15 protein-coding genes and 1 other annotated feature are annotated in these 15,592 nt (G+C 36.8%); all 15 genes read right to left on the reverse strand.

The genetic code is table 11. From position 1 onward, the window contains the following. Positions 1-1,018, reverse strand: a 1,018-nt coding sequence (gene tuf, locus BO51_RS08960) for an elongation factor Tu (RefSeq protein WP_496484742.1), incomplete at its 3' end; no start/stop codon positions are given. Between the two features lie 25 nt (positions 1,019-1,043). Further along, on the reverse strand, positions 1,044-3,110 hold the full coding sequence (fusA, locus tag BO51_RS08965) for an elongation factor G (RefSeq protein WP_496485967.1): 2,067 nt from the start codon (positions 3,108-3,110) through the stop codon (positions 1,044-1,046). A 58-nt stretch (positions 3,111-3,168) separates the two neighbouring features. After that, a complete protein-coding gene (gene rpsG / locus BO51_RS08970) occupies positions 3,169-3,639 on the reverse strand; it encodes a 30S ribosomal protein S7 (RefSeq protein WP_496485969.1) in 471 nt (156 codons plus the stop codon). Between the two features lie 96 nt (positions 3,640-3,735). After that, complete coding sequence (rpsL, locus tag BO51_RS08975) at positions 3,736-4,155, reverse strand: 30S ribosomal protein S12 (RefSeq protein ID WP_496485971.1); 420 nt, start codon at positions 4,153-4,155, stop codon at positions 3,736-3,738. Between the two features lie 13 nt (positions 4,156-4,168). Then, positions 4,169-4,417 (reverse strand): ribosomal L7Ae/L30e/S12e/Gadd45 family protein, encoded by a 249-nt coding sequence (locus tag BO51_RS08980; RefSeq protein ID WP_496485973.1) that lies wholly within the window; start codon positions 4,415-4,417, stop codon positions 4,169-4,171. Positions 4,418-4,542: 125 nt separating this feature from the next. Next, the gene (rpoC, locus tag BO51_RS08985; protein ID WP_496485975.1) at positions 4,543-8,088 is read right to left on the reverse strand and encodes a DNA-directed RNA polymerase subunit beta'; all 3,546 of its coding nucleotides are present in this window, start codon (positions 8,086-8,088) and stop codon (positions 4,543-4,545) included. Between the two features lie 39 nt (positions 8,089-8,127). Beyond that, positions 8,128-11,838 carry a DNA-directed RNA polymerase subunit beta gene (gene rpoB, locus BO51_RS08990; RefSeq protein WP_496485977.1) on the reverse strand — a complete coding sequence of 1,237 codons (3,711 nt, stop codon included), beginning with the start codon at positions 11,836-11,838 and terminating at the stop codon, positions 8,128-8,130. Between the two features lie 187 nt (positions 11,839-12,025). Beyond that, on the reverse strand, positions 12,026-12,409 hold the full coding sequence (rplL, locus tag BO51_RS08995; RefSeq protein ID WP_496485979.1) for a 50S ribosomal protein L7/L12: 384 nt from the start codon (positions 12,407-12,409) through the stop codon (positions 12,026-12,028). A 30-nt stretch (positions 12,410-12,439) separates the two neighbouring features. Beyond that, on the reverse strand, positions 12,440-12,967 hold the full coding sequence (rplJ, locus tag BO51_RS09000; protein ID WP_496485981.1) for a 50S ribosomal protein L10: 528 nt from the start codon (positions 12,965-12,967) through the stop codon (positions 12,440-12,442). 17 nt (positions 12,968-12,984) lie between these two features. Then, positions 12,985-13,105, reverse strand: a sequence feature (ribosomal protein L10 leader region). 5 nt (positions 13,106-13,110) lie between these two features. Next, a complete protein-coding gene (rplA, locus tag BO51_RS09005) occupies positions 13,111-13,809 on the reverse strand; it encodes a 50S ribosomal protein L1 (protein ID WP_496485983.1) in 699 nt (232 codons plus the stop codon). Between the two features lie 45 nt (positions 13,810-13,854). Beyond that, positions 13,855-14,280, reverse strand: coding sequence for a 50S ribosomal protein L11 (rplK, locus tag BO51_RS09010; protein WP_496485985.1), 426 nt, complete (start codon positions 14,278-14,280; stop codon positions 13,855-13,857). 72 nt (positions 14,281-14,352) lie between these two features. Then, positions 14,353-14,907, reverse strand: a complete 555-nt coding sequence (gene nusG, locus BO51_RS09015; RefSeq protein WP_496485987.1) for a transcription termination/antitermination protein NusG — start codon at positions 14,905-14,907, stop codon at positions 14,353-14,355. 36 nt (positions 14,908-14,943) lie between these two features. Continuing rightward, positions 14,944-15,156 (reverse strand): preprotein translocase subunit SecE, encoded by a 213-nt coding sequence (gene secE / locus BO51_RS09020; RefSeq protein ID WP_496485989.1) that lies wholly within the window; start codon positions 15,154-15,156, stop codon positions 14,944-14,946. Between the two features lie 24 nt (positions 15,157-15,180). Further along, positions 15,181-15,330 (reverse strand): 50S ribosomal protein L33, encoded by a 150-nt coding sequence (rpmG, locus tag BO51_RS09025; protein WP_135270063.1) that lies wholly within the window; start codon positions 15,328-15,330, stop codon positions 15,181-15,183. A gap of 170 nt (positions 15,331-15,500) precedes the next feature. Next, positions 15,501-15,592: EF-Tu C-terminal domain-related protein (locus BO51_RS09030; RefSeq protein ID WP_496485991.1), on the reverse strand; the 92-nt coding region annotated here is incomplete at its 5' end.

Genomic DNA, 15,592 nt, shown 5'->3' on the forward strand with positions numbered 1-15,592 from the left:
CTGTTGTTCCAAAGAAAAATTGTGGTCTGTATCCGTTGAAGAATGGTGTGTGTCTTCCGCCTTCTTCTTTGCTTAATACGTATACTTCTGCATCAAATTTCTTGTGGGGTTTTATTGTCTTTGGTTTTGCTAGTACTTGTCCTCTTTCGATTTCGTTCCTTTGTACTCCTCTTAATAGTACTCCTATGTTGTCTCCTGCTTGTGCTTCGTCTAGTAGTTTCTTGAACATTTCTAGCCCTGTTACTACTACTGTTCTTGATTCTTCTGTTAGTCCTACTATCTCTACGCTTTCTCCTACTTTGATTGTTCCTCTTTCTACTCTTCCTGTTGCTACTGTTCCTCTTCCTGTGATTGAGAATACGTCTTCTACTGGCATTAGGAATGGTTTGTCTATTTGTCTTTGTGGTTCTGGAATGTATTCGTCTACTGCTTCCATTAATTCTATTATCTTGTCTCCCCATTCTCCGTCTGGATCTTCTAGTGCTTTTAATGCTGATCCTACTATGATTGGTGTGTTGTCTCCATCAAATTCATATTCGTTTAGTAGTTCTCTTACTTCCATTTCTACTAGTTCTATTAGTTCAGGATCGTCTACCATGTCTGCTTTGTTTAAGAATACTATTATCTTTGGCACTCCTACTTGTCTTGATAGTAGTATGTGTTCTCTTGTTTGTGGCATTGGACCGTCTGCTGCTGATACTACTAGTATTGCTCCGTCCATTTGCGCTGCTCCTGTGATCATGTTCTTTACATAGTCAGCGTGTCCTGGGCAGTCTACGTGTGCGTAGTGTCTTTTTGGTGTTTCATATTCTACGTGTGATGTTGAGATTGTTATTCCTCTTTCTCTTTCTTCTGGTGCTTTGTCTATGTTGTCGTAGCTTACGAATTCACCTGAACCATATCTTTTATTTAATACTAATGTGATTGCTGCTGTTAGAGTTGTTTTGCCATGGTCTACGTGTCCTATTGTCCCTATGTTTACATGGGGTTTTGTTCTTTCAAATTTTTGTTTTGCCATTTTATTATTCCTCCTAATCCTAATATTATTTCTTTAGAATTTTTTCAGCTATGCTGTTAGGAACTGGTTCATAATGGTCAAATTGCATTACATAATTTCCTCTGCCTTGAGTGTTAGATCTCAAAACTGTTGCATATCCGAACATTTCTGATAGAGGTACGTATGCTCTGATTATTTGAGCTCCATTTACCAATTCCATGCCTTCTATTCTTCCTCTACGAGAGTTGATATCGCCGATTACATCTCCCATGTATTCTTCTGGCACGGTTACTTCAACTTTCATGATTGGTTCCAATAATACTGGGTCTGCTTTTCTCAATGCTTCTCTTACTCCCATAGAACCTGCGATTTTAAATGCCATTTCAGATGAGTCAACTTCATGATAAGATCCATCAAACAATGTCACTTTTACATCAAGTACTGGGTACCCACCTAAAATACCAGATTGAAGTGCTTCTTGAATTCCATTGTTTACGGCTCCAATATATTCTTTTGGTATTACGCCTCCGACAATAGCGTTTACAAATTCATATCCTTTTCCTGGCTCTTGTGGTTCTACTCTAAGTTTTACATGCCCATATTGTCCTCTACCACCTGATTGTCTGATGTATTTCCCTTCAGCTTCAGCCATTTTAGTGATGGATTCTTTGTATGCGACTTGTGGATTTCCAACATTTGCCTCAACTTTGAACTCTCTTAGCAGTCTGTCTACAATGATTTCAAGGTGAAGTTCTCCCATTCCAGCGATTATAGTCTGTCCAGTTTCTTCATCTGTATACGCTCTAAATGTAGGATCTTCTTCTGCTAGTTTTGCCAAAGCTTGTGACATTTTTTCTTGGCCTGCTTTTGTCTTTGGTTCAATTGCTACACGAATAACTGGTTCTGGGAATTCCATCTTCTCTAGTATGATAGGGTTAGTATCAACTGATAATGTATCTCCTGTTGTTGTGTCCTTTAAGCCAACTACAGCAGCAATGTCTCCTGCATGTATTTCTTCTATTTCTTCTCTCTTGTTGGCATGCATCATTAACAGACGGCCGACTCTTTCCCTTTTTCCTTTTGTAGTATTCATCACATAGCTTCCTGAGCTAAGTGTTCCAGAATACACTCTAACATAAGCCAATTTCCCAACAAATGGGTCTGATACTATTTTGAAAGCCAGTGCAGAGAAAGGTTCGTCATCAGAAGGATGTCTTACTTCCTCTTCTTGTGTTTGTGGGTTTATCCCGACAATTGAAGGTATGTCAACTGGAGAAGGTAAATAATCAATTACAGCATCGAGAAGTAGTTGGACCCCTTTGTTCTTGTAGGATGAGCCACATAAAACTGGAGTTGCCTTTACAGCAAGTGTCCCTTTTCTCAATGCAGCTTTAATTTCTTCAGCTGATATTTCTTCACCTTCTAAATATTTCATCATCAGTTCTTCGTCGTATTCAGAAACTGATTCCAATAGTTTTTCTCTATATTCATTTGCTAAATCTAGCATATCGGCTGGAATTTCAGTAGTTTCAATGTTTTGACCTAGGTCGTCGTGATAGACCTTAGCGTGCATTTCTATTAAGTCAATTATTCCAACAAAACTATCTTCTCTTCCGATAGGCAATTGAACAGGTACTGGGTTTGCACTTAATCTAGCCTTCATCATTTCTATTACTCTAAAAAAGTCTGCACCTACAATATCCATTTTATTTACGAAAGCTAATCTTGGTACTTTATACTTGTCAGCTTGTCTCCAAACTGTTTCTGATTGAGGCTCAACTCCGCCTTTTGCACAGAACAGAGCAACTGCTCCATCCAGTACTCTTAAAGATCTTTCAACCTCTACTGTGAAGTCTACGTGTCCTGGTGTATCAATAATATTAATTCTATGGTCTTTCCAGAATGCTGTAGTTGCAGCAGAAGTTATTGTGATACCTCTTTCTTGTTCTTGTTCCATCCAGTCCATTTGGGCTGCACCCTCGTGGGTTTCGCCTATTTTGTGGATTTTCCCTGTATAAAATAAAATTCTCTCTGTGGTGGTTGTCTTACCTGCATCAATATGCGCCATTATGCCGATATTTCTAGTTCTCTCTAGTGGTACTTGTCTTGGCACAATTTTTCCTCCTTACTTGCTTTAAAATTTAGGTCCCATCCACATAAATAACTATAAACTACCATCTATAGTGAGCAAAAGCTTTGTTTGCTTCAGCCATCTTATGTGTATCTTCTCTTTTCTTAACACTTGCTCCAACGCCATTTGATGCGTCTAAAATTTCTTTTGCAAGTCTTTCTACCATAGTTTTTTCGCCTCTAGCTCTAGAATAGTTTACTAACCATCTAAGTCCTAGAGTTTCTCTTCTGTCTGGTCTTACTTCAATAGGAACTTGATAGTTTGCACCACCAATTCTTCTTGCTTTGACCTCCAATACAGGCATGATGTTGTTCATTGCTCTGTAAAATACCTCTAATGGATCTTCATTTGTCTTTTCTTTAATGTAGTCGAAAGCACTGTATACAATGTTTTGTGCTATTCCCTTTTTGCCATCCAACATAACCGCATTTATTAGTTTTGTTACTAATACATCATCATATATTGGATCCGGCATAACCTCTCTCTTTGGAACTGGTCCTTTTCTTGGCACTTTTCTTCCCTCCTTAACCATGTAGTAGATTCATTGGTACTCGGCGTTAACCGTTGTGCCTTAAAATGCATCTATATATAAAGCATTTCAAGCACGTTATTTCTTAACTTTTGGCTTCTTTGCCCCGTACTTAGATCTGCCTTGCATTCTCTTATCTACACCTGCAGTATCTAATGTACCCCTTATAATGTGATATCTCACACCAGGTAGGTCCTTTACTCTTCCTCCTCTTATTAGAACAACACTATGCTCTTGCAAGTTATGTCCTATCCCAGGGATATAGGCTGCTACCTCGTAGCCGTTTGTTAGTCTTACCCTTGCTACCTTTCTCAAAGCTGAGTTAGGTTTTTTAGGAGTTACAGTTCTTACTGCTACACATACGCCTCTTTTTTGAGGAGAATTAGATTTTGTTTCCTTTTTCTTTAATGTGTTTAAATTAACTCCCAATGCAGGTGATTTTGATTTGTAAACTACCTTTTCCCTTTCTTTTCTTATGAGTTGGTTGATTGTTGGCATTAAAGCACCTCCTTTAATTTTTATTTAATAACGCAGCAGTAGCTGCATTAATATCAATACCACAAGCTTCTCCTAATTCCTTCATCTTCTCGACATATTCAATTTGAATATTTTTTTCTTTGCATAGATTTTCTATTTCGCGTTTAAGTTTCATATCAGCATCATTTGCCAAGAATACTAAATTTACTTCATCTTTGGAGATAGCTCTTTTTACTTGTTTTGTTCCTATGACTTTCTTTTCCGTCTTTAATTTTTGAAGCATAATGACCCTCCTTAAAACAGCACATAAGATTATGTAGTTTATACTACATAATCTTATGTCAAGTCCTTCTGCTATTTTGCTACCTTAAAATTTTAACATTTGCTGGTTATACTGTCAACATTATTTTATTCTACCAGGCTTTCTTCCATTTCTGTTGTATCTGCAAATATATCCTCTGTGGCCTTTTCCTCTTCTTCGATTAATTTGATGCCATTGTAGACTTTCATACCAGTTCCTGCTGGAATGAGTTTCCCAATGATTACATTTTCTTTTAATCCTATCAATTTGTCCTCTTTGCCTTTTGTTGCAGCTTCAGTTAAAACTCTTGTCGTCTCTTGGAAAGATGCTGCTGATAAGAATGAATCTGTTGCTAAAGAAGCTTTTGTGATTCCAAGTAGAGCTACTCTTCCGACAGCTTTCTCAAGTCCGCTTTCTTCAGCTATTCTATTTTTCTCTTCGAATTCATTTATGCTTACTAGACTTCCTGGAAGCATATCTGTGTCTCCAGAGCTTTCTATCTTTATCTTGGACAACATTTGTCTTACTATCATCTCAATGTGCTTGTCGTTGATGTCTACACCTTGAAGCCTGTATACTTTTTGAACTTCTTTGACTATATAGTTTTGAACTCCTTTGACACCTTTGATTTTCAAAATGTCATGTGGATTTACGCTTCCTTCAGTAATTTCGTCTCCTGCTTCTATCACATCGCCATTTCTAACTTTTACTCTTGCGCCGTTAGGAATTGTGTAGGTGACTTTTTCTCCACTTTCAGAAGTTATCGTAATTTCTTTCTTCTTCTTGCCTTCATTTATTGAGATAGTTCCGCCAATCTCTGAAATCATTGCAAGCCCTTTTGGTTTTCTAGCTTCAAACAATTCTTCAACCCTAGGAAGACCTTGAGTGATATCTTCTGCAGCTGCTACACCACCAGTGTGGAATGTTCTCATTGTAAGCTGTGTACCTGGCTCGCCTATTGATTGAGCGGCAATTATACCTACTGCTTCTCCAATGTTTACATCTTTCCCGGTAGCTAAATTCCTTCCATAGCAATGAGCGCAAACTCCATGTTTGGTCTTGCAACCAAGCACAGATCTTACTTTCACTTCTTTAATTCCTATGTTTTGAATAAGCTCCGCCTCATCTTCTGTGATCATGGTGTTGGCTTTTACTATTATTTCTCCATTTTCAGGATTTATTATATCTTCAAAAGCATAGCGGCCTTCTATTCTATCTTTTAGTTCTTCAATTACTTCTTTGCCATCCATAAATGCTTTCACTATCAAATATTGATCTGTTCCGCAATCTTCTTCTCTCACTATTATGTCTTGGCTTACATCTACAAGCCTTCTTGTCAAATAGCCTGAGTCAGCTGTTCTTAAAGCTGTATCTGCCAATCCTTTTCTAGATCCATGTGTCGAAATAAAGAATTCGAGTACTGATAGACCCTCTCTAAAGTTTGATTTAATAGGAACTTCAATAGTCCTACCGGAAGCACTCGCCATCAAACCTCTCATACCAGCTAATTGCCTTATTTGGTTTTTACTACCTCTAGCTCCTGATAGCGCCATGATGTAGATGTTATTCATAGGATCAAGGCTGTCCATAAGGGCGTCTGTTACTTCATCGGTAGTCTTATTCCAAATCTCAATTACTCTTTCATATCTTTCTTCATCAGATATCAAACCTCTTCGGTATGATCTTTCAAGCTTATCTACTTCCTCTTCAGCTTTTCTGATTAAAACATATTTTTCGTCTGGCACTATTACATCTCCCATTGATATTGTAATAGCTCCAATGGTTGAATATTTGTATCCCATTTCTTTTATGTGGTCTAGCATCTCTGCAGTTGCTGCATTGCCATGTTTTCTGAAGCACTTGTCAACTAAAATCCCCAGGAATTTCTTATCTACAACTCTATCTATTTCAAGAGAGTATTTATCCTTAGTTCTATCGACAAAGCCAAGGTCTTGTGGAATATTTTCATTGAAAATAAACCTACCAACTGTACTGTTGACTATCTTTCCTCTATCATCTTCACTTAATTTTACTCTTACATTTACTCTGGCATGTATCCCAATGTCTCCATTTTGATAAGCATGAAGCATTTCATCGAAGTCTTTGAAATACTTGCCTTCACCTTCTTCTCCATCTCTCTCGACTGTTAGGTAGTAACTTCCTAATACCATGTCTTGTGAAGGAGTAGTGATTGGCTTCCCATCTTTTGGCGCTAATATGTTGTTTGTTGAAAGCATCAAAAGTCTAGCTTCAGCTTGTGCCTCTTGTGATAAAGGAACGTGTATTGCCATTTGATCTCCATCGAAGTCAGCGTTGTAAGCTGTACAAACTAGTGGATGCAGTTTAATAGCTTTGCCTTCAACCAATACTGGCTCAAAAGCCTGTATTCCAAGTCTATGAAGCGTAGGAGCACGGTTTAATAGCACAGGATGATCTTTTATAACTTCTTCCAATACGTCCCATACTTGAGGTTTTACTCTTTCTACCATTCTCTTGGCTGATTTTATGTTGTGTGCTAGATTGTCTTCAACAAGTTTTTTCATTACAAATGGTTTGAATAATTCCAGAGCCATTGTCTTTGGAAGTCCGCATTGATAGAATTTAAGCTCAGGTCCTACTACTATAACAGATCTTCCTGAATAGTCTACCCTTTTGCCGAGTAGGTTTTGTCTAAATCTTCCTTGCTTACCCTTAAGCATATCAGATAGTGATTTTAATGGTCGATTTCCAGGACCTGTGACAGGTCTTCCTCTTCTGCCGTTGTCAATCAAAGCGTCTACCGCTTCTTGAAGCATTCTCTTTTCATTTCTTACAATTATGTCAGGCGCTCCTAAGTCAAGAAGTCTTTTTAATCTGTTGTTCCTATTTATAACTCTTCTATATAAGTCATTCAGATCTGAAGTTGCAAATCTGCCACCATCAAGTTGAACCATTGGCCTTAAATCAGGTGGTATGACTGGTATTACATCTAGTATCATCCATTCTGGTCTATTTCCAGATTGTCTGAATGATTCTACTACTTCAAGCCTTCTTGTTATTCTTATTCTCTTTTGGCCTGTTGCATCTTTAAGTTGAGATTTAAGCTCTTCAGATTCTTTGTCTAGATCAATTTTTTGAAGCAAATACTTTATTGCTTCTGCTCCCATTTGAGCTTTAAATTTATTTGGATAATTCTCCAAAAACTCTCTGTACTCGGCTTCAGTTAATAATTGTTTTTCGTATAAAGGTGTGTCCCCAGCTTCTAATACTATATAAGATGCAAAATAGAGCACTTTTTCTAAAGCTCTTGGGCTCATATCTAACATTAGTCCCATTCTGCTTGGTATCCCTTTGAAATACCAAATGTGTGAAACAGGAGCTGCTAATTCAATGTGTCCAAGTCTTTCTCTTCTTACTTTTGACTTCGTTACCTCTACTCCACATCTATCACAAATTACGCCTTTGTACCTTACTCTTTTGTATTTTCCACAATGGCATTCCCAGTCTTTGACTGGTCCAAATATTTTCTCGCAAAAGAGTCCTTCTTTTTCTGGTTTAAGAGTTCTATAGTTAATGGTTTCTGGCTTTTTTACTTCTCCTTTGGACCATTGCCTTATTTTTTCTGGCGATGCTAACCCAATTCTTATTGAATCAAATGTGTTTAATTCGTACAAGGAGCACTCTCTCCTTTCATAATATTAATATAATATTTTCTAAAAATCTTTATCCTCAAATTCATTAAAATCATCATCTTTTTCCTCTATTAAAAATCCTTCTGGCAACTCGTCTTTTGATTTATTTTGCAAAAGTTCGTCATCAGTTTCACTGTCCGTATCATATTCGTCTTCATCTATATCGTCCAAGATAATCTTTGAAGAGCCTTCATCAAAATCATATTCAGTGATATCATCGTCAATTGACTCTTTCAACTCAATTTCTCCAGAATCTTCTCCGATGATCTTTACATCTAAAGCTAAACTTTGCAATTCCTTTATTAAAACTTTGAATGATTCTGGTATGCCTGGTTCAGGTATGTTTTCACCTTTTACTATGGCTTCATATGTCTTTACTCTTCCCACTATGTCATCTGACTTAACTGTCAAAATTTCTTGTAGTGTGTGAGCAGCTCCATATGCTTCCAATGCCCAAACTTCCATCTCTCCAAATCTTTGTCCTCCAAACTGCGCTTTACCGCCTAGAGGTTGCTGTGTGACTAAAGAATATGGTCCTGTTGATCTAGCATGAATTTTGTCATCTACTAAGTGGTGGAGTTTTAGCATGTACATATATCCAACAGTTACAGGATTTGCAAACTTTTCTCCAGTTCTACCATCTCTTAGCTCTATTTTGCCGTTCTCTGGATAACCTGCAGTTCTCAACGCATCCATTATATCTTCTTCATTAGCGCCGTCAAAAACTGGGGTTGCTATATGCCAGCCCAGCTTCTTTGCAGCTAGTCCTAAATGCACTTCTAATACTTGTCCTAGATTCATTCTAGAAGGTACCCCTAATGGATTTAGCACTACATCGACTGGAGTTCCATCAGGCATATATGGCATGTCTTCTTTAGGGAGAATTCTAGATACAACACCTTTATTTCCATGTCTACCACACATTTTATCTCCGACATTTATCTTCCTTTTAGTTGCAATATAAACCCTCACCATTTCATTTACTCCAGGAGGCAATTCATCTCCGTTTTCCATAGTGTAGGTTTTTACGTCAACAACTATTCCACTTTCTCCATGGGGAACTCTAAGTGATGTATCTCTTACTTCACGAGCTTTTTCCCCGAATATTGCCCTTAAAAGTCTTTCTTCAGGTGTGAGCTCAGTTTCTCCCTTTGGAGTAACTTTACCAACTAATATGTCGCCAGATTTGACTTCTGCTCCTATCCTTATAATTCCTCTTTCATTCAAGTCTTTAAGCATGTCTTCGCCAACATTAGGGATGTCTCTTGTAAATTCTTCCGGGCCTAGTTTAGTATCTCTTGCTTCAGATTCATATTCTTCTATATGAACTGAGGTTAAGACATCTTCAATAACCAATCTCTCGTTTAATAGCACAGCGTCTTCATAGTTGTATCCTTCCCATGTCATGAATGCTATGAGGAGATTTTTACCTAATGCGATTTCTCCTTGGTCTGTACTTGGTCCATCTGCTATGATTTGCGATTCGCTAATCCTTTCTCCAAGTTCGACTATCGGTCTTTGATTTATAGTAGTTCCTTGATTTGATCTCTTGAATTTCAATAATCTGTATCTATCAATTTGTCCGTCTTTGTCTCTTCTGATTAAAATTTCATCTGCAGAAACTTTTTCAACGATTCCTGCATTTTTAGCTACAATTACGACTCCTGAATCTTTAGCTGCTTTGTATTCAATCCCTGTTCCTATTATTGGTGCTTCGGTTTTAAGCAAAGGAACAGCTTGACGTTGCATGTTTGAACCCATTAGAGCTCTATTTGCATCATCATTTTCCAAAAATGGTATCATGGCAGTTCCGACAGAGACTATTTGTCTAGGCGAGACATCCATATAATCTATCTCTTCTGGTCTAAATATATCTACAACACCCATTTTACCTCTGGCAACAATTCTATTGTTGATGAATCGGTTGTCTTCATCCAACGGTTCGTTGGATTGAGCAATTATCAGTTCGTCTTCTACATCAGCAGTTAAATAATGAATTTCTCCAGTAACCTGTCCATTTTCTACTTTCCTGTACGGAGCTTCGATAAAACCGTATTCATTGATTCTTGCATATGTCGTTAGCGAGGTTATAAGACCTATATTTGGTCCTTCTGGCGTTTCTATTGGGCACATTCTTCCATAGTGAGAGTTGTGAACGTCACGCACTTCAAATCCAGCTCTATCTCTACTTAGTCCACCAGGTCCTAATGCAGACATTCTTCTTTTATGAGTCAATTCAGCCAATGGGTTCGTTTGGTCCATAAATTGAGATAATTGGCTGCTCCCGAAGAATTCTTTTATAGCTGCAGTAACAGGTCTAACATTGATAAGTGCTTGAGGAGTGGCTACATCCATATCTTGAATTGTCATTCTCTCTCTTACTACTCTCTCCATACGAGCTAGACCAATTCTAAATTGATTTTGCAATAATTCTCCAACACTTCTCAATCTTCTGTTCCCTAAATGGTCAATGTCATCAGAATTACCTATGCCATAAAATAAATTGAATTCATAATTTATGCTTGCAATTATGTCGTCTACTAATATATGTTTAGGCGACAGTTCCTTGATTCTATCTTTTATGGCTTGTTTTAGCTCTTCCCCTTGGTAATTATCCACTAATTCTTTCATTAAAGGATAATAAACTTTCTCTTTTAATCCGAGTTCTTCTAATGAGAATGGCAAATCAAACGCTTCGCCACTTACGAAGTTATTGGACAATACCTTTATTGTTTTGCCATCATCCAACAAGATTTTGACTGAGTTTATGCCAGTATTTTCAATTTCAATTGCTTTTTGTCTGCTAATTATCTCATTTTTTTCAACTAGGATTTCACCTGTATTTGGGTCAATGATATCTTCAGCAGATTTTCTATCTGTTATTCTATTATATAAACTTAATTTTTTATTGAATTTATACCTTCCAACTTTTGCTAAGTCGTATCTGCGCGGATCAAAGAAAAGATTGTTTAATAAGGACTTAGCGCTGTCAAGAGTTGGTGGTTCACCAGGTCTTAACCTTTTGTAGATTTCTAATAGCGCTTCTTCTTCGTTGGTCGATATGTCCTTTTCGAGTGTTAGTAATAGCTGTTCTGTTTCTCCTAATAAATCTATGATTTCAGCATCAGAAGAAATCTTTAATGCCCTCAAAAGTGTTGTAACGGGCACCTTTCTAGTACGGTCAATTCTTACATGTATTACATTATTAGCATCAGTTTCGTATTCTAGCCAAGCTCCCCTGTTGGGAATAAGTGTTGATGAATAAACTTTTTCACCAGACTTATCGATGCTTTCCACGAAATATACTCCAGGAGATCTTACCAATTGACTGACTACTACTCTTTCCGCTCCATTGATGATAAATGTCCCTTTATCAGTCATTAGTGGGATATCTCCCATAAATACTTCCTGTTCTTTAACCTCTCCAGTTTCACGGTTAATCAATCTAACCTTTACTTTAAGTGCTGCAGAGTAATTTGCGTCCCTTTCCCTTGCTTCCATTTCATCATACTTAACTTCACTGTCAATGTAATAGTCAACAAATTCTAAGATTAAATTTCCAGTGAAGTCTTGAATTGGAGAGATGTCATCAAAAACCTCCCTTAAGCCTTCCTCAACAAACCACTTGTAGGAAGATTTTTGTACCTCAATTAAGTCGGGTAAGTCTAGCACTTCTTTTATCCTTGAATAGCTCATTCTTTCCCGCTTACCTAATGTTACAGGATGTACCATTAAATCTTCACCCCTCAATAAACTAAAATAACCAAAAGCCCGTGGCTTTTGGCGTTGAAAAATAAAAAACCAAAAACTACAAAAGGCGTGATAAATATATATCGCCTATTATAATCGTTATTATGCAATATATTATATTATCACACCTTTTTGTGTAAGTCAAATATTAATTTTTATTTTTATGTGCTTATTTTACTTCTACAGTTGCTCCAACTTCTTCTAATTTTGCTTTTATGCTTTCAGCTTCTTCTTTTGAAGCTCCTTCTTTAATTGGTTTTGGTGCTCCATCAACTAAATCTTTAGCTTCTTTTAAGCCTAAACCAGTTAATTCTCTAACTACTTTAATAACTTTAATTTTTTCTGCTCCTGCTGATTGAAGAATAACGTCGAATTCTGTTTTTTCTTCTTCAGCTGCTGGTGCTGCTGCTGTTGCTTGAGCTGCTACTGCAACTGCTGGTGCTGCTGCGCTAACTCCAAATTCTTCTTCTAATGCTTTTACTAATTCTGATAATTCTAATACTGTTAAATTCTTTACCTCTTCGATTAAATTCAATACTTTTTCACTTGCCATTTATATTTCCCTCCGTATTTTTTATTTTTTTTAAGCGGTTTTTTGTTCTGCTATTGCATTAAGCGCAATTGCCAATCCTCTTATTGTACCTTGTAATACATTTGCAAATCCTTGAATTGGACTGTTGAATCCTCCAAGTACTTGTGCTATCAAGACTTCTCTTGGTGGCAATTCCGCCAGACTCTTTACTCCGTTTTCGTCAATGATCTTGCCGTCTACGATACCAGCCTTGATTTTAAGCTTATCGTTAGTCTTTGCAAATTCTGTTGTAATTTTTGCTGCTGATACCGGATCATTTAAACTGAATGCTACTGCTGATGGTCCTTTTAAGTAATCCTCGAATTCCTCTAGTCCAAGATCTTTGAATGCGAAGCTCATCATAGTGTTTTTATAAACTTTATAATCAACCCCAGCTTCTCTGTATCTCTTTCTTAATTCAGTCAATTCAGCTACATTTAACCCTCTATAGTCAACTAAAACTAAGGACTGAGAAGAGCTGATTTTCTCTTTGATTTCTTCAACGATTTGTGATTTAGCTTGAAGAGTTTGTTCCTTCACTTGCTATCACCTCCAAAGTGTATAATAATAAAGGTCTCTTTCGCAGACTGTGAAGAGACCAAATTTTCATGGTTTAATTCCTCGGTAGGATATTAAGCATATAGCACCTACTGTCTGCGGTAGTGTTGAATTTTTAATTTTATTTAATCACCAAGTTTTGCTGGATTTATTTTCACTCCAGGTCCCATAGTGCTAGATACGACAACTGATTTTAGGTATTTCCCTTTAGCTGCTGCAGGTTTTGCTTTTATTAAAGCGTCTATTATTGCATTAAAGTTGTCTTTAAGCTTTTCTACGCCGAATGATTTCTTTCCAATTGGAACGTGTACTATACTTTCTTTGTCAACTCTGTACTCAACTTTACCTGCTTTGATATCTTTTACTGCTTTTTCAATATCAAATGTAACAGTACCTGATTTTGGGTTTGGCATAAGTCCTTTAGGTCCAAGGATTCTACCGATTCTTCCAACTACACCCATCATGTCTGGAGTAGCAACTACTACATCAAAATCAAACCAGTTTTCATTTTGAATCTTAGCAACTAATTCTTCTCCACCTACGTAATCTGCACCCGCTTCTTCAGCTTCTTTTAACTTATCGCCTTTAGCAATAACTAGAACTTTTCTAGTTTTTCCAGTTCCGTGTGGTAGTACAACTGCGCCTCTTACTTGTTGGTCAGCATGTCTTGGGTCTACACCCAATCTTACTGAGAGTTCTATTGTCTCATCAAAATTTGCTGTTGCAGTTTGAAGTACTAATTCTAATGCTTCATCTACATCATAAAGCTTTCCTTTTTCAATAAGCTTTACACTTTCTTGATATTTTTTACCTCTCTTTGGCATTCAAATTACCTCCTTGTGGTATTAACGGAAATTCCTCCCACTTATTTATTTCTCTACTTCAACTCCCATACTTCTTGCTGTCCCAGCAACCATGCTCATGGCAGCTTCTAGGCTTCCAGCATTTAAGTCTGGCATTTTCAATTCAGCTATTTCTTTAACTTTAGCTTGTGTAAGTTTCCCAACTTTTTTCTTGTTTGGTTCACTAGAACCAGATTCTATTCCAAGTGCTTTCTTAATAAGTACTGGCACTGGTGGTGTCTTAGTGATAAATGAGAATGATCTATCTTGATATACAGTCAATACTACTGGAATGATCATTCCTAGTTGGTCTTGTGTCCTTGCGTTGAATTCTTTTGTAAATTGCATAATATTAACTCCGTGTGGTCCCAAAGCTGTACCTACAGGTGGAGCCGGAGTAGCTTTACCAGCTGGTATCTGCAACTTTACCATAGCTATTACTTTCTTAGCCAAAATTTCCACCTCCTTATATGGCATTTGCCATTACATAAATATATTTATAAAGCAAAATTGCTTATAAATCAACTATATTTTTTCTATTTGATCTAACTCTAATTCAACTAGAGTCTCTCTTCCAAACATAGATACAAAAACTTTAACTTTTTGTTTTTCTAGGTTTATGCTATCTATATTTCCTACAAAATTTTCAAAAGGTCCTGAAATTATTTTAACCACTTCTCCAACTTTGAATTCAGATTCTATAATTTTGGCCTTTTTAGCAACTCCTAATGCTTTAACTTCTTCATCTGTCAATGGAATTGGCTTTGAGGAAGGTCCGACAAATCCAGTAACTCCTCTGGTATTCCTTACTAAGTACCATGATTCATCATTAATGATCATCTTTACAAGGACATAGCCTGGGAATTTTTTTCTTTCTTTGATAGTTTTTTTATCAGATTTGGTATCGGTATATTCTTCGGTAGGAACTACTACTTCAAATATGTCATCCCTCATTCCCCTGTTTTCAACCATTTTTTCCAAATTTGCTTTTACTTTATTTTCATGTCCAGAGTATGTATGCACCACATACCACTTCGCATTTTTTTCTCTTTCTTCCCTGCTTAAGTCCTTTTCCGACATTTCATAGGGACTCTTATGCCCCTTCCCTCCCTTGTACTACGAAATTATTAAGGATAGTGCTCCTCCTACTATAAGGTCAAGTATATATACTATTATTGCAACTAACACACTCATGAATAATACAACACTAGTGTAGTTAATTAATTCTTTTCTGCTAGGCCATACAACCTTTTTTAATTCTGCTTTTACACCTTTGAAATAAGAAGAGAGCTTCCCAGTTTTTTTAGTTTTCTCTGTTGGTTGTGCCATCTTTTCACATCCTTATGGAATATATTATTTTGTTTCTTTATGAACGGTATGTGTTTTGCAGAATTTGCAGTACTTTTTAAGTTCTATTCTCTCAGTTGTGTTCTTTTTGTTTTTCTTTGTTACATAATTTCTTTGTTTGCATTCTGTACATGCTAATGTTACTCTATCTCTCAACTACCACACCCCCTAAATCAAAGCTATCTATCTAAAAATAGACTATTGGGCACAATTACCCATTGTTAAGCTACTAATATAAACTATCATAAATCAATATTCATGTCAATAAAATTTTAAGGCATAGTTCACGTTTCATAAAAAAAGTAGGTCAAAAGACCTAACTTTTTTTATTCGTAAACCTTAGTTACAACTCCTGCTCCTACTGTCCTTCCGCCTTCTCTTATAGCGAATCTTTGTCCTTCTTCCATTGCTACTGGAG

The sequence above is a fragment of the Soehngenia saccharolytica DSM 12858 genome (assembly GCF_059568515.1).

Coding starts and splice junctions, on each gene's coding strand:
- BO51_RS08980 (WP_496485973.1), bottom strand. CDS start 4,417: ATGCTTCAAAAATTAAAGACGGAAAAGAAAGTCATAGGAACAAAACAA.
- rpoB (WP_496485977.1), bottom strand. CDS start 11,838: ATGGTACATCCTGTAACATTAGGTAAGCGGGAAAGAATGAGCTATTCA.
- secE (WP_496485989.1), bottom strand. CDS start 15,156: ATGGCACAACCAACAGAGAAAACTAAAAAAACTGGGAAGCTCTCTTCT.
- rplA (WP_496485983.1), bottom strand. CDS start 13,809: ATGCCAAAGAGAGGTAAAAAATATCAAGAAAGTGTAAAGCTTATTGAA.
- rpsL (WP_496485971.1), bottom strand. CDS start 4,155: ATGCCAACAATCAACCAACTCATAAGAAAAGAAAGGGAAAAGGTAGTT.
- rplL (WP_496485979.1), bottom strand. CDS start 12,409: ATGGCAAGTGAAAAAGTATTGAATTTAATCGAAGAGGTAAAGAATTTA.
- nusG (WP_496485987.1), bottom strand. CDS start 14,907: ATGTCGGAAAAGGACTTAAGCAGGGAAGAAAGAGAAAAAAATGCGAAG.